The sequence below is a fragment of the Pseudomonas sp. Bout1 genome (assembly GCF_034314165.1).
GTDB lineage: Bacteria > Pseudomonadota > Gammaproteobacteria > Pseudomonadales > Pseudomonadaceae > Aquipseudomonas.
Map to the genome: position 1 here is coordinate 5529430 of NZ_JAVIWK010000001.1, position 20064 is coordinate 5549493.

Annotated in this window: 19 protein-coding genes; 7 read left to right on the forward strand and 12 right to left on the reverse strand. The window is 60.3% G+C overall.

All coding sequences use genetic code 11. The annotated features are described in order from the left end of the window. Positions 1–72: 72 nt before the first annotated feature. The 5 genes from RGV33_RS25605 to RGV33_RS25625 all read right to left on the reverse strand — a co-directional run bounded on the left by RGV33_RS25605 (position 73) and on the right by RGV33_RS25625 (position 6252). Positions 73–2712, reverse strand: a complete 2640-nt coding sequence (locus RGV33_RS25605; RefSeq protein WP_322147034.1) for a TonB-dependent receptor — start codon at positions 2710–2712, stop codon at positions 73–75. A 259-nt stretch (positions 2713–2971) separates the two neighbouring features. Beyond that, a complete protein-coding gene (locus RGV33_RS25610) occupies positions 2972–3907 on the reverse strand; it encodes a FecR domain-containing protein (RefSeq protein WP_322147035.1) in 936 nt (311 codons plus the stop codon). Then, on the reverse strand, positions 3904–4413 hold the full coding sequence (locus tag RGV33_RS25615) for a sigma-70 family RNA polymerase sigma factor (protein WP_322147036.1): 510 nt from the start codon (positions 4411–4413) through the stop codon (positions 3904–3906). The genes RGV33_RS25610 and RGV33_RS25615 overlap by 4 nt, the downstream gene beginning before the upstream one ends. 108 nt (positions 4414–4521) lie before the next feature. Further along, positions 4522–5301: a phosphate/phosphite/phosphonate ABC transporter substrate-binding protein gene (locus RGV33_RS25620; protein ID WP_322147037.1), complete on the reverse strand. Its 780-nt coding sequence runs from the start codon at positions 5299–5301 to the stop codon at positions 4522–4524. Between the two features lie 9 nt (positions 5302–5310). Then, positions 5311–6252 carry a fatty acid desaturase gene (locus RGV33_RS25625; RefSeq protein WP_322147038.1) on the reverse strand — a complete coding sequence of 314 codons (942 nt, stop codon included), beginning with the start codon at positions 6250–6252 and terminating at the stop codon, positions 5311–5313. A gap of 334 nt (positions 6253–6586) precedes the next feature. On the opposite strand from RGV33_RS25625, the gene RGV33_RS25630 reads away from it, so the two are divergent. Together RGV33_RS25630 and RGV33_RS25635 are read left to right on the forward strand one after the other, a co-directional pair. Continuing rightward, positions 6587–7024: a GNAT family N-acetyltransferase gene (locus tag RGV33_RS25630; protein ID WP_322147039.1), complete on the forward strand. Its 438-nt coding sequence runs from the start codon at positions 6587–6589 to the stop codon at positions 7022–7024. Between the two features lie 60 nt (positions 7025–7084). Further along, positions 7085–7903, forward strand: coding sequence for a methyltransferase (locus tag RGV33_RS25635; protein WP_322147040.1), 819 nt, complete (start codon positions 7085–7087; stop codon positions 7901–7903). A 291-nt stretch (positions 7904–8194) separates the two neighbouring features. Here the strand turns inward: RGV33_RS25635 and def are convergent, their stop codons facing one another. The 3 genes from def to RGV33_RS25650 form a co-directional block, all read right to left on the reverse strand. Then, positions 8195–8734: a peptide deformylase gene (gene def, locus RGV33_RS25640; RefSeq protein ID WP_322147041.1), complete on the reverse strand. Its 540-nt coding sequence runs from the start codon at positions 8732–8734 to the stop codon at positions 8195–8197. A gap of 3 nt (positions 8735–8737) precedes the next feature. Beyond that, the gene (locus RGV33_RS25645) at positions 8738–9682 is read right to left on the reverse strand and encodes a YihY/virulence factor BrkB family protein (RefSeq protein ID WP_322147042.1); all 945 of its coding nucleotides are present in this window, start codon (positions 9680–9682) and stop codon (positions 8738–8740) included. A 181-nt stretch (positions 9683–9863) separates the two neighbouring features. Next, positions 9864–10049 (reverse strand): CsbD family protein, encoded by a 186-nt coding sequence (locus RGV33_RS25650; RefSeq protein WP_322147043.1) that lies wholly within the window; start codon positions 10047–10049, stop codon positions 9864–9866. 211 nt (positions 10050–10260) lie between these two features. Between RGV33_RS25650 and RGV33_RS25655 the strand changes: the two genes are divergently transcribed. Further along, on the forward strand, positions 10261–10638 hold the full coding sequence (locus RGV33_RS25655) for a hypothetical protein (RefSeq protein WP_322147044.1): 378 nt from the start codon (positions 10261–10263) through the stop codon (positions 10636–10638). A 186-nt stretch (positions 10639–10824) separates the two neighbouring features. On the opposite strand, the gene fadD1 is transcribed toward RGV33_RS25655, so the two are convergent. Together fadD1 and fadD2 are read right to left on the reverse strand one after the other, a co-directional pair. Continuing rightward, positions 10825–12516 (reverse strand): long-chain-fatty-acid--CoA ligase FadD1, encoded by a 1692-nt coding sequence (gene fadD1 / locus RGV33_RS25660; protein ID WP_322147045.1) that lies wholly within the window; start codon positions 12514–12516, stop codon positions 10825–10827. A gap of 427 nt (positions 12517–12943) precedes the next feature. Further along, positions 12944–14632 carry a long-chain-fatty-acid--CoA ligase FadD2 gene (gene fadD2 / locus RGV33_RS25665; protein WP_322147047.1) on the reverse strand — a complete coding sequence of 563 codons (1689 nt, stop codon included), beginning with the start codon at positions 14630–14632 and terminating at the stop codon, positions 12944–12946. A 209-nt stretch (positions 14633–14841) separates the two neighbouring features. On the opposite strand from fadD2, the gene RGV33_RS25670 reads away from it, so the two are divergent. Together RGV33_RS25670 and RGV33_RS25675 are read left to right on the forward strand one after the other, a co-directional pair. Further along, complete coding sequence (locus RGV33_RS25670; RefSeq protein WP_322147049.1) at positions 14842–15786, forward strand: alpha/beta hydrolase; 945 nt, start codon at positions 14842–14844, stop codon at positions 15784–15786. Positions 15787–15844: 58 nt separating this feature from the next. Further along, positions 15845–16315: a MaoC family dehydratase gene (locus RGV33_RS25675; RefSeq protein WP_322147051.1), complete on the forward strand. Its 471-nt coding sequence runs from the start codon at positions 15845–15847 to the stop codon at positions 16313–16315. A gap of 55 nt (positions 16316–16370) precedes the next feature. Here RGV33_RS25675 and RGV33_RS25680 read toward each other — a convergent pair whose 3' ends face one another. Beyond that, positions 16371–16838, reverse strand: coding sequence for a ferritin-like domain-containing protein (locus RGV33_RS25680; RefSeq protein ID WP_076015853.1), 468 nt, complete (start codon positions 16836–16838; stop codon positions 16371–16373). Between the two features lie 205 nt (positions 16839–17043). Between RGV33_RS25680 and RGV33_RS25685 the strand changes: the two genes are divergently transcribed. Together RGV33_RS25685 and RGV33_RS25690 are read left to right on the forward strand one after the other, a co-directional pair. Beyond that, a complete protein-coding gene (locus RGV33_RS25685; RefSeq protein WP_003213031.1) occupies positions 17044–17280 on the forward strand; it encodes a DUF3820 family protein in 237 nt (78 codons plus the stop codon). 12 nt (positions 17281–17292) lie between these two features. Further along, positions 17293–18468 carry an aminotransferase class V-fold PLP-dependent enzyme gene (locus tag RGV33_RS25690; protein ID WP_322147055.1) on the forward strand — a complete coding sequence of 392 codons (1176 nt, stop codon included), beginning with the start codon at positions 17293–17295 and terminating at the stop codon, positions 18466–18468. Between the two features lie 921 nt (positions 18469–19389). Here the strand turns inward: RGV33_RS25690 and RGV33_RS25695 are convergent. Next, the gene (locus RGV33_RS25695) at positions 19390–20055 is read right to left on the reverse strand and encodes a bifunctional 4-hydroxy-2-oxoglutarate aldolase/2-dehydro-3-deoxy-phosphogluconate aldolase (protein WP_076015855.1); all 666 of its coding nucleotides are present in this window, start codon (positions 20053–20055) and stop codon (positions 19390–19392) included. Positions 20056–20064: the final 9 nt, after the last annotated feature.

Consider the following 20064-nt stretch of genomic DNA (forward strand, 5'->3'; position numbering starts at 1 on the left):
GCCCAAAGTTCTTGGGGCCGCTACGCGCCCCAGCGAGAGCAAGCTCCCTCGCCACAGGTTTTGCATCAGGGTTTAAAAGTCATAACTGAGCCGCGTGTAGTAGAACGCCCCTTCCGGCGCCGTCGGCGACAGGTAGCTGTATTGCTGGCCCGGGGTCTGGCGCAAACGGGTGTTGTAGTCGTCAGGTTTGCTGTCGAACAGGTTGTTGACGCCCACCGACACCCGCAGTTGTTTGGTGAAGGCGTAGTTCACGTCCAGGTCGGTGGTCCATTGCGCACCAAAGGTCTGGTCGTACTGCGCGTTGGCTTCGCTGGAGGCATATTTGCGGTACTTGCCGTAACGGGTTTCGTTGAGGGCGATGGTCCATTGGTTGAGCTTGTGGATCGCGCCAAACACCAGTTTGTCTTCCGGGTAGCCGTGCTCCAAAAAGCCTCGGGACTCGCGAGTCAGCACTTCAAAGCCGTTGGGGTTTTCGTGGATTTTCTCGATGGTGGTGCGGGCCTTGGTGTAGCCCGCCGACAGGTTCAGGTTGCCGAACTGTTCAAGGTCCAGGTTGTACTTGCCCACGATGTCGACGCCGCGGGTGCGGGTATCGGCGGCGTTGGTCATGAACTGCGCCCAGGAGTACTGGCCGTAGCCGGCGTCCTTGAGGATCTGCTCGGCCAGCGGCCCGGAAATACCGCCGCTGAACAGCAGGCGATCACGAATCGAAATCTGGTAGGCGTCGATGGTCAGGGACGCCTGGTCGGTTGGGCGCAGCACCAGGCCCAGGGAGTAGTTGGTCGACTTCTCGGGCTTGAGCGGCTGGGCACCCAAGGCGCGGGCGGCCGGGTTATCGGCCGGCAGCATGCGGGTCAACACCGGGTTGCCGTTGGCGTCGAGGTTGGTGGTGGTGGTCCATGAGGTGCCGATCTGCCCCAGGCTGGGCGCGTGGTAGGCGTTGTTGACCGTGGCCCGCAGGCCGACTTTGGGGGTGAAGTCATAACGCGCCGAGAGCTTGCCGGTGGTGGCCGAACCGAAGTCCGAGTAGTGCTCGGTACGCCCGGCAATGCCGACCTGGAGCTTGTCGGTAACCTGGTTTTCGAGGCCGAAGTACACGCCGCCCACATCACGCTTGAAGGTGCCGGCGTCGTCCGGGGTCAGGCCTGACGCCTGCACCGCGCCGACCTGCACGCCATCAATGCCGCCGTAGGAGTAGGAATCGTAGTCGCCCGCCTCCAGCCGGTATTGTTCATGCCGGTAGGCAACGCCTGCCGACACGGTGAGCGGGTGGGTCGACCAGTCGACGTTCAAGTCCTTGGCGTAATCCAGGGTGATGTTGGTCTGGTCGTTGACCAGCGTGGCGACGTTGAACTTGGTCGGGCTGTTCAGGCCATAGCTCGGGTTGACGGTGTTGAATGCCAGTTCGTCGTGCTCGTCGCGGCCGTAGGTGGCGCTCAAATCGAAGCGGCCGATGCTCTCGTCTTCATAGCGGGTGCCGACAGTGATGGCGCCGTCTTCATAGCGATAGCGGTATTTCGGGATGGTGCCGTTAGGGTAGATCCCGGCCACGTTGTTGGGGCTGCTGGCCAGCAGCGGCGGCGTGTTGTTGACCGAGGTGTCCTGGCCGAAGGTGGCGAAGCTGTAGAGGCGCCATTGGTCGTTCAGGCCGATTTCGGCGTTGGCCGCCAGGTTGTATTTGTCACGCCCGGCACCGCCCCAGCGCGGGTCTTGTACCTGGCCGTCGGCGACGTATTTATCGCCGATGTCATCGGGTTTGTTGTTCAGGGTGTTGAAGCTCAGGGTAAGAAAGCCGTCGCCCGGCAAGCCGATGCCGTACCAGCCGTCGGTGGTTTTGCTGAAGCCGTCGCCCTGGGCGTATTTGCCCAGTTGGGTGTTGATGCCGCCACCGCTGTCACGCTCCTTGAGCACGATGTTGACCACCCCGGCGACCGCGTCAGAACCGTATTGCGCCGAGGCGCCATCGCGCAGCACTTCAACGTGGTCGATGGCGCTGATGGGGATCATGTCCAGGTCCACCGGCTGCGCCCCAATGAACGGCACGCCGCCGGAGATGTTCACCACCGCCGAGGTGTGCCGGCGCTTGCCGTTGATCAGCACCAGGGTCTGGTCGGGCGACAGGCCGCGCAGGGATGCGCCTTTGGGGTCTTGCCCACGGGTGGCGCTGTTGTTCTGCGGAAAGTTGAACGAGGGCAGTAGCTGGAACAGCGCCTGGTTAAGGCTGGTGGCGCCGGTTTGCTTGAGCTCTTCGGCGTTGATCACATCCACCGGGGCGCTACTGGTCAGGGCTGTGGCGTCGCTGCGACGGGTGCCGATGGCAACCACGCGGTCGAGGGTCGGTGCCTGGGCGGCAGCGGTTTGTGCCTTGATGCTGTTGCTGGCAGGCGCGACTTTGGCGCCTTCCTTGATGATGAAGGCACCGTCCGGGCTGACCTGGACTTGCAGGCCGGTGCCCTTGAGCGCGGCGTCTACGGCCTGTTGCGCCGACAGTGAACCGTCGACGCGGGCCGAGGAATAGTTACCCAGCTGCGGCGTAAAGGAAATCACCTGGCCGCTCTGGCGGCTGATGTTCAGCAGCACCTCGTCCAGCGGGCCGGGGGCGATGTGGTAGACCTGGCGCGCGTCTTCGGCGCTGGCAGCGAACGACAGGAACAGGCTGGCCAACGGCACCAGGGCAAAGGTTCGAAGCGGTGTACGGTTGAATGGGCTCATGTTGGCTCCCCCCAAGGAAACTCCTGAACGCTGCTCCCCGCAGCGCCTACGGGAGTGATGTGGGATGGCCAGGGCAAAACTTGCAGATCGTTTGGTTATGTCGTTAGAACTACAATCCCGTCCCCCCCGTAGGAGCTGTCGAGCCTCGGCGAGGCTGCGATGGCAGCACCGCAGTTCCGACGGGATACCGAGGCGATCCTGACGCAGCCTCGCTAAAGCTCGACAGCTGCTACGGGGGATGCTGCTGGCCTTGGGGTTTTCAGGCGGCACTGACGGTCACCCACAAGCCGGTCCGGCGGGTGATGTGGATCGGCAGGGTGCGTGCCAGGGTGTCGAGGATCTGGTCCGGGTTGTCGAGGCGGTACAGGCCGCTGACCCGCAACCCGGCCACTGCCGGATCGAGGCGCAGCACGCCGTTGTGGTAAGGCCGCAGCGCGTCGATCACCTCCACCAGCGGGCGGTCGCGCACTTGCAGGAAGCCGTCGGTCCACGCGGTCGCACCCGAGGAACTGGCCAGTACCGGGCCGAAGCCGAAGCGGTCGTAAGTCACCTCGTGCCCGGCCTCCAGTTGCAGGCGTTCGCCGTTCTGGCCGTCGATCTCCAGCGCGCCATTGAGCGCGACAACGTGGCCCTGCCCTTCGCGCTCGCGCAGCAACAGCCGATTGCCATAGGCCCGCAGCCGGGCTTGATCGGTCTGGATGAAAAACGCTCGGTTGCTGTCCTTGGCAATCTTCGCCAGTAACTCGCCGTCGCGCAGGCGTACCACGCGCCGTTGTGGGTCGAACTGGATATTGGCGGCACTGCGGGCATTGAGCAGTAACTCACTGCCATCGGCCAATTCCACGGTGCGCCGCTCACCGGTGCCGGTGCGTATGTCGGCGCTGAGATCCTCCACCATAGGCCGCGCCAGCCAACCGGCGCCCAGCATCAGGCCGGCACCCACCAAGGCCCCGCGCAACACGGTACGGCGGCTGGACGGCGCATCCAATGCCTGCTGCAAGACTTTGCCGCTGACGCCTTGGGCCTGCGGGACCTGAAACACGCCGAGGCGGGTTTCCAGTTGTTGGCACAACGCTTCGTGGCGCGGGTCTGCGGCGCGCCATTGGTGGTAACGCTGCCAGTCGGCGGCACTCGCCTCGCCGGAGCGCAGCAACACCACCCAGCGCGTGGCACTGTCGAGCAGTTCGTCGCTCATTCCAGGCACAGCCGCAGGCAACGGTTGACGGCGCGGGTCATGTAGTCGCTGACCGAGCGCTGGGAGATGCCCAGCTCTGCGGCGATTTGCGGGTAGGTCAGGCCATTGAGTTGCGACAGCAAAAAGGTCGCCTTGACCTTGGCCGGCAAGCCGTCGAGCAACTGGTCGATGGCCTGCAGGGCTTCGAGCATTTGCGCCAAATCCTCAGGCGAAGGTGCGGGCGAGGTTTCATCCCGGTCGAGGGCGTCGAGGTAAGCGCGCTCCAGGTCACGGCGGCGCCACAGCTGGTACATCAGGCGCTGGGCGATGGTGGTGAGCAAGGCGCGTGGCTGGCGAATCGGCGTCACGCCCGGGGAACTCAGGAGCTGGACGAAGGTGTCGGCGGCAATGTCTTCGGCATGGGCGCGGGAGTCGAGGTGGCGGTGCAAACGGCTGCACAGCCAGTCGTAATGACTGCGGAATAATCCGCCCACGTAGTCGCTGTGAGAAGTGTCGGCGCCGGACATAGTGGCTCCATCTGAGTAGGTTGCGCGTTATGTCCGGTGTTCCGGTGGAGCGATCCTAGCAAGGCTGCTTATTCTTTAATAATATTTAAAAGGTATTTTTATATAACCTTATTGAAGCCTCGGGTAACCCAAGGCGTCGGCCTGTTGCCGGTAATCCAGCAGCACCTGGTAATCAGCTTCGGTGGCGGGCAGCACTTCGTGTACGCCGAGGGTTTGCACGACCTCGGGCAGATCCTGCAAGGCGCGGTTCATGGCCTCACGCAGGTGTTCACTTGAGCCTGACGCGCTGATGTACGGCAACGTCGGGCTGGGCGCACTGCGGGTGACAGTCCGCAGCCCCGCGACTTCATCCGGCGCAAAGCGTGCGAGGTAGTCGAAGGTCACGCTGTCGATGGCGGCAAGCTCGGCACGGCCTTCGCGCAGCCAGCGCAGGCTTTCGCGATGGGCACCACTGATGCCGACCTCGGCAAAGAACCGGCCGCCCTGCTGCAGTGGCGCCAGGCGTTCGCGCAGCAGGTTCATGCCGCTGTTGGAGTCGTGGCCATTGATCACGCCACGGCTGTTGTAAAAGTCGGCCAGGGCGCTGCGTGGATTGTCGTCGCGGGTCAGCAGCAGGCTGCAATGGGTGCCGGCACTGCTGTGGGGCAGTTCGTAGCGCGGGCGGCCGATCACCTGGACTTGCCCGCGCAGCTCGGTCATCAGCGGGTAGCCGCAGGTTTGCGTCAGCAGCAATTCGGGGGCACGCCACAGGGCGCGCAGGTCGAGGTGCTCGGCAGTGCGGCGGGTCGCGCCCAGGCGTTCCAGAATGCGCGACAGCCAAACTTCGTTGGCCTGTTGCACCTGCTGCGGTGCCACGTACATCAGCAGTTCGGCGTAGCGGTCAGTCATGATCGTCTCTCAAGCAAAAGGGTGCCGTGGGCTGTCGATGGCCTTGAGCCCATGACGGCCGATCAACTGGCCGTAACCCTGCACCAGGAACCCGCCGCTGCGCGCCACCCATTGTTCGCGGCGCGCGCGGTAGACGGTGGGCAGCAAATACCACGGCAGTTTCGGCAAGTCGTGGTGCACCAGGTGCAGGTTGTTGTTGAGGAACAACCAGGTCCACGGCCAGGCGGCTTCGTTAAGCACCGTGCGCTGTTCCGGTTGTGGGTGCGGGCGGTGTTCATAGTAGGAACGGATCGCCGCCACCGACAAGGCCGGCAGGCTGACCAGTGCCACGTAGTGCCACACCGGCAGTGCGCTGTAATGAGCGATGAACGTCAACATCAGCAGGGTCACGGCGCCATGGCTGAACCACATCAGCCAGGCTTGGCGCTGGCCTTGGCGCAGGCGCCTGAACTCGTTGCGCGCCAGCTTCCACAGCGCCAGCGGCGAACCCAGCAGGAAGCGCCCGAGGACGGTCTTGGTCAGCCAATGCAACGTGCGCTCGAACAGCGAACTGGCGTCCCACTGTCGCTGATTCAGGTAGCGGCTTTCCGGGTCGATGCCGGGCACCGTCAGGTCTTCGTCGTTGTGGTGCACAAGGTGGCAGTTGCGGTACAGCGTGTAGGGATACCAGACGGCAAACGGGGCGTAGCCGAGGAGTTTGTTCAGCGCATTGAAACGGGTGGGATGGCCGTGCAGGAGCTCGTGTTGCAGGGACATCCACAGCGCCACGAGCGGGATCAGCAGCGCGGTACTCAGCCATACGCCAAGCCAGTGGCTGGCAAACATCACGGCAAACCAGCCGGCATACACGCCCATCAACAGCAGCCAGGTCGGCCACTCGGTACGGGCGGTAAACGTGCGGGCCAGGGCGTCGATTTCGAGGCTGTGGGTTGCATCTAGGTAGTTGGACATCGGCAGCTCAGGGCAGGCGTGGCCGACGAAAAAGTCGGCTTCATCCTGCTCTGTGCAATGAGGCGGGAAAATCTTGCAGATCGTTTGGTGCTTACCTTAGAACTTAATGGCCGAACAGGTTGCTGTCGGTTTTCTTGGCCTTTTTGTCGGCGCGTTTTTCATCGGCGGTCTTTGCCGGTTTCTTCTTGTCAGCTTTCTTGGAATTCAGACCTTTGGCCATGATGCGTGCTCCACTTACAAGGGATGTAACACTGGGTATACCACCGATTGGCCAACAGAAGGCGCTTTGCCCGACTTATAATCCGCAGCCCCAGAACCTGCGTGCTTGAAAACCATGCCCGAGTTGCACATCGATCGACTGGCAGAGCCTTTGTGGCCGCTGCTGAACAAGTTTTACCGCCGCCACAACTCACCGATGAAGGCTCTAAAGGGCGGCCAGTTGTGGGTGGCCAAGGGCAGCGAGATTGTCGCGGGCCTGTGCCTCACGCCCGTGGTGGGCGGGCAATGGCTGACCGGGCTGTTTGTCGACCCGGCGATGCGTGGCCAAGGGCTGGCGGCGCGGCTGATCCGGGACGCCGCTGCCAGCGTCGAGGGGACGCTGTGGCTGCTGTGCCATCCGGAGCTGGAAGGCTTCTACCAGCGCCTCGGTTTTACCCAGGACACGCTGCTGCCGCAGTCCTTGTCCGAGCGCCTGGTGCGATACAAACGCAACAAGCCCATGATCGCCATGGGCTTAGAACCGTTGGTGAGGTCGACCGTCGATAATGTGTAAACCGCGTTTATGGGCCCCGTGCTAGCCTCGGCTTTACCGTGGCCCATTACCTGGAAGATCATGAAAGCGACCCTTGCAGCTTTGTCCCTTGCCGCCCTCCTCGCCCCGGCCTTGAGCCAGGCAGCCCAAGCGCCGGTTTCTGCCGAGCAGTATGCAACCGTGCTCGCCGGCAGTTGGCGTGTGCCGGCCAACAGCGCGCGCGATGTGTATCGTCATCCGCAACAGACCCTGGAATTCTTTGGCCTGCGGGCCAACCAGACGCTGATCGAAATCACCCCGGGTGGCGGCTGGTACAGCGAAGTGCTGGCGCCGCTGCTCAAGGATAACGGCCATTACATCGCCGCCGTGCAGGCGCCGAGCAGCAGTGCTTATGCGCGCACTTCAGAAGAGAACCTGAAAAAGAAATTCGCCGCAGACCCGGTGCATTACGCCAAGGCCGGCTTTGCCGAGTTCGACCCCAAGGCGCCGGTGCTGGGCACGCCTGGTTCAGCAGATACGGTGCTGACCTTTCGCAACGTGCACAACTGGGTGATGGCAGATACAGCGCCGGCGATGTTCGAGGCGTTCTTCAAGGTGCTCAAACCGGGCGGCGTGCTGGGGGTGGTGGATCACCGGGCCAAGGATGGAGCGTCGCTGGAAGACATCAAACACAGTGGTTACCTGACTACTGCGTATGTGGTGAAACTGGCGACGGATGCGGGGTTCAAGCTTGAGGGGCAGAGCGAGGTGAATGCCAACCCGAAAGATACCAAGGACTACCCGGACGGGGTCTGGACCTTGCCGCCGGCGCTGACGTTGGGGGAGAAGGATAGGGCGAAGTATGTGGCGATTGGCGAGTCGGACCGGATGACGTTGCGGTTTGTTAAGCCCGCAAAATAAACCATCTGTGATGAGAGAGCGTGCTGTAGAGCAGGAGCTTGCTGTGGGGAGGGAGCTTGCTGTAGAGCAGGAGCTTGCTGTGGGGAGCGAGCTTGCTGTGGCGAGGGAGCTTGCTCCCGCTGGAGTGCGAAGCGCTCCCAAGATTTTGGGGCCGCTGCGCAGCCCAGCGGGAGCAAGCTCCCTCGCCACAGCAAGCTCCCTCGCCACAGCAAGCTCCCTCACCACAGCAAGCCCCCTCACCACTGCTAGCTCCCTCGCCACAGCAAGCCCCGTCTCCACAGGAATCGCCGGTTACTCGTCGGCGGTGGGGTCCATGTCCGGGAACATCACCTCGATAAACCCGAACTTGCTGAAATCGGTAATCCGCGACGGGTATAGCCGGCCAATCAGGTGATCGCACTCGTGCTGTACCACCCGTGCATGGAAGCCTTCGGCAATCCGCACAATCGGCTCGCCCTTGGGGTCGAAGCCTTCGTAACGAATCTGCTGGTAACGGTCCACCGCCCCACGCAAGCCAGGCACCGACAGGCAACCTTCATAGCCTTCTTCCAGCACCGGAGCGAGCGGCGTGATCAACGGGTTGATCAGGATGGTCTGGGGCACGGCAGGTGCGTCCGGGTAGCGTTCGCTGCTCTCGAAACCGAAGATCACCAGTTGCAGGTCCACACCAATTTGCGGCGCGGCCAGGCCCACGCCGCCTACGTGCTCCATGGTCTGGAACATGTCATCAATCAATTGCCACAGTTCGGGGCTGTCGAACATCTCTGGTGGCACCGGCGGGGCAACACGCAGCAGGCGCTCATCGCCCATTTTCAGGATTTCACGGATCATCGATCAGACTTCATCGGTAGTGGGCTTGAGTGAGTGGTCCCGGCCAAGGCCTGAGACATGTTGTTTGTCGTCGTGCTCCTCAAAGTCCTTTTCACCAGGATCCTTGCCTTCGGCCGACATATGTTCGATCACCGCATTCATCTCCGCCCCCAGCAACAGCACAGCAGCCGAAATGTAGAAGTACAGCAGCAACACGATGATCGCGCCGATACTGCCATACATGGCGTTGTAGTCGGCAAAGGTTTTGACGTAGTAGCCAAAACCCAGGGAAGCGATGATCCAGACCACCACGGCCAGCACCGAACCCGGGGTAATAAAGCGAAATTTCTGCTTCACGTCGGGCATCACGTAGTACATCAAGGCCACGGAGAACATCAACAGGATGACAATCAAGGGCCAACGCAGGATGGTCCACAGCGTGACCACGAACTCCTGCATGCCGATCTGCCCCGCCAGCCACTCCATCACTTGCGGCCCGAGCACCATCAACGCGGCGGCGGCCAACAGCATGCCGGCGATGCCGACGGTGTAGAAGATCGACAATGGGAAACGCTTCCAGATTGGCCGGCCTTCTACCACGTCGTAGGCGGCGTTCATCGCGCTCATCATCAGGCGCACGCCCGCCGAGGCGGTGTACAGCGCGATCACGATACCCACCGACAGCAGGCCACCCTTGGATTGCTGCAACTGGTCGATCACCGGGTTGACCTGCTCCAGGGCCTGGGGCGGCAGCACCAGTTCCGACTGCATGCGCAGCCAGGTGAAGAAGTCCGGCAGGTGCAGGAAACCGATCAGGGCAATCAGGAACAGCAGGAAGGGAAACAGCGAGAACAGCATCTGGTAGGCCAGAGCCGAGGCGTACGTAGGCATCTCGTCATCGACGAACTCTTTGACGGTGCGTACCAGCACTTTGTGCAGGGGCAAGCCTTGTAATACCGGAAAAATCATAGCGTCTCCTTTCGCCGCAAAAGGTTGGGTTCGTGGGCGACTCAGGGGCCGTTTTCTACATCAAGGTAGCCCATTTGGCGACCTTGAAACAATTTCCAAAGTTTAATCACTGTCAGTGACACAAAAACGGCCATCCGTGGATGGCCGTCGGGCTGCTCGATTGCAGTCAGCCGGGGAAGGCCTATTTGGTCGCTTTCTTTACCGCGTCCTTGGTGTCGCCGACTGCTTTTTGCACGTCGCCTTTCTTTTCCTGAACCACGCCTTCAGCCCGCAGCTTGTCGTTGCCGGTGGCTTTGCCAACGCCTTGCTTGATGTTGCCGACGGCCTCGTTCGCTAAACCTTTTGCCTTATCCGATGTGCTGCTCATGGTATTTCTCCTGGGAACAATCAAGGATTTTGGTCACTACGTAGGGGTTGACCCTTGGCCTTTCCCGAGAGTTTCAATTATTTTTTGCCCGGCATTTCATCGCTCATTTACTCACCCGCAGCAGGTTGGGCTTTATGTTTTGCGGCCAACCCACGAGAATGCCGGGCACATCCGGGCGCAAGCGCTGGATAACAGATCCCGTAGGAAGGTTATGAAACTCAATAAAGCACAGGCCATCGCCCGCAGAAACCTGGAACTGGGCGGTGCCGTTCTCGGCGTCAACAACTGCCATTTCACCGACCTGGACCGCAAACGCAATATCTGGTGGTTCGACCTGCCAGTGGGCCGGATTGCCGTGGGCCAGTACGAGTGGATTCACTTGTTGATGCACAACGCGGACAGCGATCAGTTGCTGCACTTGAAAGTGCCAACCGTGTTTTTGCGCGAGAAGCTCGAAGGCCTGGTGGTGCGCAATGCCGGCAAGCGCAAGCCTGAGATCACGCTGGAGCTGAGTGCCGACAAGGATTCGTTCCTGAAAGATGTACGCCCAACCGGCGCTGGCGTGAGTTTCGCGCAGTTCGCACTGTAGGAATACGGTTTAAACCTGTGGGAGCTGGCTTGCCTGCGATAGCGGTGGGTCAGCTCACACTGCTGTGACTGGCCCACCGCTATCGCAGGCAAGCCAGCTCCCACATTTGGATTGCATTCCAAGTTGCGGAATCAGCGTTCAACAAAAAAGCCCCGCATCTGCGGGGCTTTTTGTTGTGGGGGCCGGTTACTTCTTCAAGCCGGCTTTCTTCAGCTCTTCGTCACGCAACTCACGGCGCAAAATCTTGCCCACGTTGGTAGTCGGCAGTGCATCGCGAAATTCCACAGCCTTGGGCACTTTGTAGCCGGTGACGTTCGCGCGCATGTGTTCCATCACCTGGTCTTTGGTCAGGGTGGCACCCGGCTTGACCACGATGAAGATCTTGATGTGTTCCCCGGACTTCTCGTCCGGCACACCAATGGCCGCGCATTGCAGCACGCCCGGCAGGGTCGCCAGCACGTCCTCAAGCTCGTTGGGGTAGACGTTGAAGCCGGAGACCAGAATCATGTCCTTCTTGCGGTCGACAATGCGCATGTAGCCATCGGGCTGGATGATCGCGATGTCACCGGTCTTCAGCCAACCTTCGCTGTCGAGGATCTCGGCAGTGGCGTCTTCACGCTGCCAGTAACCCTTCATCACTTGCGGGCCCTTGACACACAGCTCGCCCACTTCGCCCAGCGCCAGCTCGACGCCGTCATCGGTGATGACCTTGCACAAGGTCGACGGCACCGGAATGCCGATAGTGCCGATCTGGATGTGCTGGATCGGGTTCACGGTGGCCACCGGGCTGGTTTCGGTCATGCCGTAACCTTCGCAGATGGAGCAGCCGGTGACCGCTTTCCAACGCTCGGCCGCTGCCAGTTGCAGGGCCATGCCGCCGGACAGGGTGACTTTCAGCGCCGAGAAATCCAGTTTGCGGAAGGCCTCGTTGTTGCACAGCGCAACAAACAGGGTGTTCAGGCCGACAAAGCCGCTGAACTTCCACTTCGACAGTTCCTTGACCATCGCCGACAGGTCTCGCGGGTTGCTGATCAGGATGTTGTGGTTGCCGATCAACATCATCGCCATGCAATGAAAGGTGAAGGCATAGATGTGGTACAGCGGCAGCGGGGTGATGAGGATCTCGCAGCCTTCATTGAGGTTGGAACCCATCAGCGCCTTGCATTGCAGCATGTTGGCCACGAGGTTGCGGTGGGTCAGCATCGCGCCCTTGGCAACGCCCGTGGTGCCGCCGGTGTATTGCAGCACCGCGACTTCGTCGCTGGCAGGGCTGACTTCGTTGACCGGCTGGCCGTGACCCTTGGCCAATACGTGGTTGAACTTGATCGCCTTGGGCAGGTGGTAGGCCGGGACCATCTTCTTCACGTACTTGATGACGCTGTTGATCAGCAGGCGCTTGAGCGGCGGCAACAGGTCGGCGACTTCGGTGACGATGACGTGCTTGACGGCGGTCTTGGGCACGACTTTTTCAGCCAGGTGCGCCATGTTGGCCAGGCAGACGAGGGCCTTGGCACCGGAGTCGTTGAATTGGTGTTCCATTTCCCGCGCGGTGTACAGCGGGTTGGTGTTGACCACGATCAGGCCAGCACGGATAGCACCGAACACGGCGACCGGGTATTGCAGGACGTTGGGCAGTTGCACGGCGATTCGATCACCGGGCTGCAAGTCGGTATGCTGTTGCAGGTACGCGGCAAACGCGCCAGACAGCTCGTACAGTTCACCGTAGGTGAGTGTCTTGCCCAGGTTGCTGAAAGCCGGTTTGTTGGCGAAGCGCTGGCAGGACTGTTTCAGTACCGCCTGAATATTCGGATACTCGTCTGGATTGATTTCTGAAGCAATCCCGGCGGGGTACTTATCCTTCCAAAAGTCTTCGATCATGGAAGCCCACTCCTCAGCGACGCGAATTCATTCATCGCATTTGATGCGATTATTATTTATTTGTTTTTTAGGTGAGTCTGGCGGTTAAAAGCAGGCCAAGAGGTCACAAAGCGCGCCGAGAGTAGCAGCTTTGCCAAGGGCCGCCTAGAGCCAAAAGAGGCCCCTACGGTCATAAACATGACTCAAGAATATCTAATAGTCATTTTTAGAGCAAAGATTCTATAAGCCTGGAAAAGGCTCTGGAACGGGCTTTAGCACGATTAAGCCGAATGAATAAAAACCAAATGTGTGTGCGGGCTTGCTGTGGTGAGCGGGCTTGCCCCGCGCTGGGCTGCGAAGCAGCCCCATCAATCGGTAGTGAACCCGACGGGGGGCAAGCCCCCTCACCACAGCAAGCCTGCTCCCACATTTTTGACCTTATTTCGAATCAGGCGATGTCGCGCAATTCCCTGCGCAAGATCTTGCCCACCGGCGTCATCGGCAACGACTCACGCAGCACAATGTGCTTGGGCACCTTGTAGCCGGTGAAGTTGGCTTTGCAGTAGGTCTTCAGCTCTTCAAGACTTACCCCTTGCGCACGGGCCACCACAAACAGTTTCACCGCCTCGCCGGTACGCTCGTCCGGCACGCCGATCACCGCGCAACTGGCCACCGCCGGATGCGCCATCACCACGTCTTCGATTTCGTTGGGGTACACGTTGAAGCCCGAAACGATGATCAGGTCCTTCTTGCGGTCTACGATGCGTACGAAGCCGTCCGGGTCGATCACCGCGATATCGCCGGTCTTCAGCCAGCCTTCGGCGTCCAGGGTCTCGGCGGTCGCCACCGGCTGCTGCCAGTACCCCTTCATCACTTGCGGGCCCTTGATACACAGCTCGCCCCGCTCGCCCAGTGGCAACTCAATGCCATTGTCATCAACAACCTTCATCGCCGTGCCCGGCACCGGAATGCCCACGGTGCCCAGCTTCGATTTGCCGCCATACGGGTTGGTGCTGGCCACCGGCGAGGTTTCGGTCAGGCCGTAGCCTTCGCCAATCGCACAGCCGGTCAGTTGCTGCCAGCGCTCGGCCGTGGCCTTGACCAATGCAGTGCCGCCGGAGTTGGTGAGTTTGAGGTGGGAGAAATCCAGGCTCTTGAAGTCCGGGTGGTCCATCAAGGCCACAAACAGCGTGTTGAGCCCCAGCAACCCGGTGAAGCGCCACTTCTTCAGTTCCTTGATAAAGCCGCCAATGTCCCGGGGATTGGTGATCAGCACGTTATGGTTGCCCGACACCATCATGCACATGCAATTCGCGGTGAAGGCATAGATGTGGTACAGCGGCAGTGGCGCGACCATCACCTCCTGCCCTTCCTTGATCAGCGGGTGGCCATCGTCGCCCAGTTGCGACATGCATGCGCGCACCTGCTGCATGTTCGCTACCAGGTTGCCGTGGGTGAGCATCGCGCCCTTGGCCAGGCCGGTGGTGCCGCCGGTGTATTGCAGCACGGCGATGTCATCGAGGCTTACCGGGTGGCGGTTGAGTGCCTGGCCGGCGCCCATGCGCAGAGCGCGCTTGAAGGAGATGGCCCGCGGCAGGTGGTAGGCCGGGACCATCTTCTTGACTTTGTCGACCACGGTGTTGATCAGCCAGCCCTTGGCGGCAGGCATGAAGTCGCCCATCTTCGCCTCGATCAGGTACTCAATCTCGGTGTCTTTACTGACTTCCTCGACCCGCGAACCAAACAGGTTCAGGTACACCAGCGCGCGAATGCCGGCGTCCTTGAACTGGTGGCGCATTTCACGCGGGGTGTACAGCGGGTTGGTGTTGACCACAATGAGCCCGGCGCGCAGTGCGCCGAACACGGCAATCGGATAATGCAGGACGTTGGGCATCTGCACCGCAATGCGGTCGCCCGGCTTGAGGTCGGTGTGCCACTGCAGGTAACCGGCAAACGCTGCGCTGCGCCGGTCCAGCTCGGCGTAGGTCAGGGTGATCCCCATGTTGCTGAACGCCGGACGGTCGGCAAAGGTCTTGCAGGAACGCTCGAAGACTTCAATCACCGACTTGTAGGCCATCAGGTCGATTTCGTTGGGAACCCCGGCCGCGCGTTTGTCATTCCAGAAATCAGGTTGCATTATTCTTGTCCTCTTACCTGAGTGGTCCGGCCGCTTTTGATACTGCGATGAAAGCGGAGCTTTGGGGACGTTAGCAGTTATGGTCAATCAGGCAAATACAACAAGATGCGTCATTGATTGTGTGAATCTCCTCGCTGAGGCCAGCGCTGATCCAACGGCCGCAGCCGATTGAGCTATACACTGCAACGACCCTGAGCAAAGGAAGCGCCATGAACCACACCACTTTCTGGCTGACCGCGAATGACCGCAGTCGGGTGTATGTCAACCAATGGCTGCCGGATGGGCCGCCCAGGGCGTTGATCATGCTGGCCCACGGCATGGCCGAGCACAGTGGCCGCTATGCGCGCCTGGCCCAGGCCTTGTGCAACGCCGGTTACGGCCTGTATGCCCCCGACCAGCGCGGCCACGGGCGTACCGCCGACGAGGGCACGCTGGGGTTGTTCGCCGAGAAAGACGGCTGGAACAAAGTGGTGGGCGACCTGGCAAGCCTCAACCAGCACATCGGCCAGCAGGCGCCGGGCGTGCCGATTATCCTGCTGGGCCACAGCATGGGCAGCTATATCGCCCAGGCGTACCTGCTGCATCACAGCGCGAGCCTCAACGGGGCAATTCTCAGTGGTTCGAATTTCCAGCCGGTGGCGTTGTACGGCGCGGCCAAGGTGATTGCTCATCTAGAGCGCTTGCGCCAGGGTTTGCGTGGGCGCAGTGCGCTGATTGATTTCCTGTCGTTTGGATCCTTCAACAAGGCTTTTAAACCCAATCGCACCGCTTTCGACTGGCTCAGTCGCGACCCGGCCGAGGTCGACAAGTACGTCAGCGACCCGCTGTGCGGCTTTCGCTGTACCAACCAGCTGTGGATTGACCTGCTGGGTGGCTTGCAGCAAATCAGCAAAGCGTCCAATCTCGCGCAGATCGATCCGGGCCTGCCGATCCTGATAATGGGCGGAGAATGTGATCCGGTCAGTGAGGGCAAGCGTCTCAAAAGCCTGGCCAACGCGTTGCGTGAAGCCGGCTGCCAGAACCTGGAGCTGAACATTTACCCCCAGGCGCGCCACGAATTATTCAACGAAACCAACCGTGATGCGGTCACAGCCGATGTGCTGGCGTGGCTCGCTCAGGCTGAAGTACTGCGCCGCCCTACTCGCTGCGAATGATTTTTCGTTTAAAATCAATATATTAAGATTATCGATTAGCCACAGGATGCACCATCTGATGACCCAGGTTACCAACACGCCTTACGAAGCCCTCGAAGTCGGCCAGACCGCCAGCTTCAGCAAGACCGTTGAAGAGCGCGATATCCAGCTGTTCGCGGCGATGTCCGGCGACCACAACCCGGTGCACCTGGACGCCGAATTCGCCAAGGCGACCATGTTCAAGGAGCGCATTGCCCACGGCATGTTCAGCGGCGCCCTGATCAGCGCGGCAGTCGCGTGCGAGCTGCCTGGGCCCGGCACGATCTACATCGGCCAGCAAATGACCTTTCAGAAGCCGGTAAAAATCGGCGACACCCTGACCGTGCGTCTGGAAATCCTGGAGAAGCTGCCCAAGTTTCGGGTGCGCATCGCCACCCGTGTGTTCAACCAGCGCGATGAGTTGGTGGTGGACGGTGAAGCCGAGATCCTCGCGCCGCGCAAGCAGCAGACCGTAACCCTGACCGAGTTGCCGGCCATCAGCATCGGCTGAACCAACGCGCATGAAAAAGCCCCGCATCGGCGGGGCTTTTTTATTCAGGCGGGGCTCAAGACTGAGCGCGGGCCTGGTTACGCAGGGCTTTCACCTGGTCGTGGTTACGTTGCGCGCCGTGGAACTGGCGCTCTACCAGGTCACGAATGCCCAGGAGGTTGTGCTTGTTGATCTTCTCGATCGCTTCTTTATAAGCCTTCAGTGCGTGGTCTTCACCGCGCTCGGCTTCGTTCAGCACCGCTTCTTCGTCCTTGCCGGTGACCATCGATTTCACGTCAACCCAACCACGGTGCAGGGCGCCGGCGACGCTGCCGGATTTTTCCGGATCGCCACCCAGGGCTTTCACGGCGGTCTGCAGTTCAGCAGCGGCGGTGGCGCAATCAACGGAGCGTTTGGCAAACAGGGCTTTGAGTTCTGGATGCTTGATGTCTTCTGCGCAGGTCTTGAAGCCTTCCTGGCCGTCTTTGCTGGTTTCGATCAGGTCATTGAGTACGGAGATCGATTCTTTGTTGATGTCAGTCATTTTTCAATTCCTTCGCGGGTTAAGAAACGTGCATTAGTAATTGCAGCGCCCGTGCCAGCTTTTGAAAAATCAGTTAATCCTTATATTTCAACAAGTTAAATATCAGGCAAAAAACTGTATCCGCTTTATTTGCATGATCTGTCATTTGGCCTCCATGCAGAATGCCTGTATTTTCCAAGGCATCACTCAAACACCTGAAGCGCCGATGAATCCTGAAAAACTTGAATTGCTGATCACCCGCGAGATGCCCTTCGGCAAGTACAAGGGCCGGATCATTGCCGACCTGCCTGGCCCCTACCTGAACTGGTTCGCCCGTGAAGGTTTCCCCCACGGCGAATTGGGTGGGTTACTGGCCCTGATGCAGGAAATCGACCACAACGGTTTGTCCGAACTGCTGGAACCCCTACGCGCCAAACACGGCAAGCCCGCCCCTCGTCATTAATAGAGCACGCACATGGACAGTACCCGCGACGAACAACACTGGCATGAAATCGCCCAGCGCTATGACCTGGAACCCGGCCCGATCAACCTCGAAAACGGTTACTTCGGGCGTATGAGCCGCGCGGTACTGGAGCAATATCAGGACAACATAGCCTTCATCAATCGCAGCAACTCGATCTACGTGCGCCAGCGTTTCGAGCAGGGCGAAAACCTCGAGATTCGTAACCAGTTGGCACAATTGCTGGACGCTGATCCCGAAGCTGTCGCCCTTACCCGCTGCGCCTCGGATGCGTTGCAATCGTTGATCCGCAACTACAACCGCTTGCAGCCGGGCGACCAGGTGCTGATCAGCGACCTGGAGTACGACACCGTCAAGGGTGCCATGCGTTGGCTGGCGCAGAATCGTGGGGTGGAGGTGATAGAAATTGCCCACGAACACCCGGCCAGTTTCGACAGCCTTGTGCAGACGTATCGCGATGCGTTCGTGCGTTACCCGCGTCTGAAACTGCTGGCGTTGACCTACGTGACCCACCGCACCGGGTTGGTGATGCCGGTGGAGGCGATTGCCGGCGCTGCCAGGGAACACGGGATTGACGTGATCCTCGATGGCGCGCATGCGCTGGGGCAGATCGACTTCAACCTGGCGCAGATGGGCATCGCGTTTGCCGGCTTCAACCTGCACAAGTGGATTGGGGCGCCGTTGACCCTGGGCTTTATCTATATCGACCCGCAGCGCCTGGCGGACATTGATCCGGACATGGGTGAGTTTCACTACCCGGTTACCGATGTGCGCGCTCGTACGCCGTACAGCACGCCGAATTTCCCGGCGCTGATGACCTTGCCGCTGGTGTTTGAAGAGCATCGGTTGTTGGGGGGCTCGAAGGCCAAGGGTGCGCGGCTCAATTACCTGCGGGATTTGTGGGTGAGTGAGGTGCGGCGGTTACCCGGCATTGAAGTGCTGACGCCGGATGACCCACGGCTGTACTGCGCGATCACCTCGTTCAAGTTCACTGATCAGCCGGATCAGCAGGTGATGGCGGATCGGTTGCTCAAGGAACATGACCTGTTTACCACGACCCGCAGCGGGGCTTCGTTTGGCAGTTGTATCCGGGTGACGCCGGGGTTTTTGACGTCAGCGGCGGACATTCATGTGCTAATCAAAGCCATCACTGAACTGAGTGCTAACTAGACATTGTTAGAGCGTGTATATCCGTTGTTTGGGTGATGGCTTGTATGGGTTCCGCCCTTACGGCGGGTCACTTTTGAAAGGAGCCCAAAAGTAACCAAAAGGCTCTTGCCCCACCACTCGGCACCTCGCCTAGGCTCGGTGTGCCCTCACTCCGGCTTTGGAGCGTGGGCCGCCGTCATGGGCCATCCCTGGCCCAGGACGGCTAACCCGGCGTCCTGCCGGGTTACCCACGCTCCAAAGCCTGCGTTCGGCCAGCGTGGTTGACGGGGCGCCTAAGATCAAAATCACAAGCAGATCAAGAACACAGCGGCCTACAGGCCGGCTTGAGTGTTAAAAGCAACAGCAGAATCAAAGGCCGGCACGGTTCAAATGTAGGAGCTGGCTTGCCTGCGATGGCATCACCTCGGGGTGTCTGAGAAACCGAGTCGCCTGCATCGCCGGCAAGCCAGCTCCTACAGATCTTGATCTGGCTTTTAACACTCAGGTCGGCTTTCAGGCCGCCGTGCCCTTGATCTTGCTGTTGATCTTGATCTGACTGCCCCATTCAGCCCGAGGCCGAACGCAGGGATTGAGGAGCGGGTAAACCGGCAGGACGCCGGTTTAGCCGCGACGGGCCAGGGACGGGCCGTCGCGGCGGCCCGCGGAGCATTGCCGGAGTGAGGGCACACCGAGCCTAGGCGAGGTGCCGACAGGCGGGGCAGAGCGTTTTGGTTACTTTTGCGCTTTTCAAAAGTGACCCGCTGTAAGAGCGGAACCCTAGGTGGCCGTTACCTAAATAACGGATATGTACTCAGCCCCCCCAAAAACGCGTGCCCCCCTAAAAACCTGAACCCTTTCCAACAGGCAAAAAAAAGCGGCACACCGACCAAGTGCACCGCAAAAATGCCGTAGAACACAGCAACAACGATTCGCTAAATCCAATCAGTCCAGCAGAGCCAGCGCCTCGGCGGTGGTTTCCTGGATACGCGCCCAGTCGCCGTTCTTGACCCACTCCGGGTCCAGCATCCAGCTACCGCCCACGCACATCACATTCTTCAAGGCCATGTAGCTCTTGATGTTGGCCGGACCAACACCACCAGTCGGGCAGAATTTCACTTCGCCAAACGGCCCGCCCAAGGCTTTAATGGCCGCCACACCCCCACTGACCTCCGCCGGAAACAGCTTGAAGCGCCGATAACCCAGGCCATAACCCTCCATGATCCCGGACGCATTGCTGATACCAGGCAACAGCGGAATCGAGCTGTGTACCGACGCCTCCAGCAGATCACGGGTGATCCCAGGGGTGACAATAAATTGCGAACCAGCCACTTCGGCCGCTTCGAGCATCTGGCGATCCAGCACAGTACCAGCACCGGTACACAGCTCCGGACGCTGCTCACGCAACACCTGGATGGCCTTGAGGCCGAACTGCGAACGCAGCGTCACTTCCAGTGCGGTCAAACCACCGGCAGCCAAGGCATCAGCCAGGGGCAGAATGTCCTGTTCACGGGCAATGGTGATCACCGGCAGGATCCGCGCTTTTGCGCAGAGGCTGTCGATCAAGGCAACTTTGTCCGCCATGGAAACGGTAGGTTGAGGGCTGTTCATCGCGGCTGA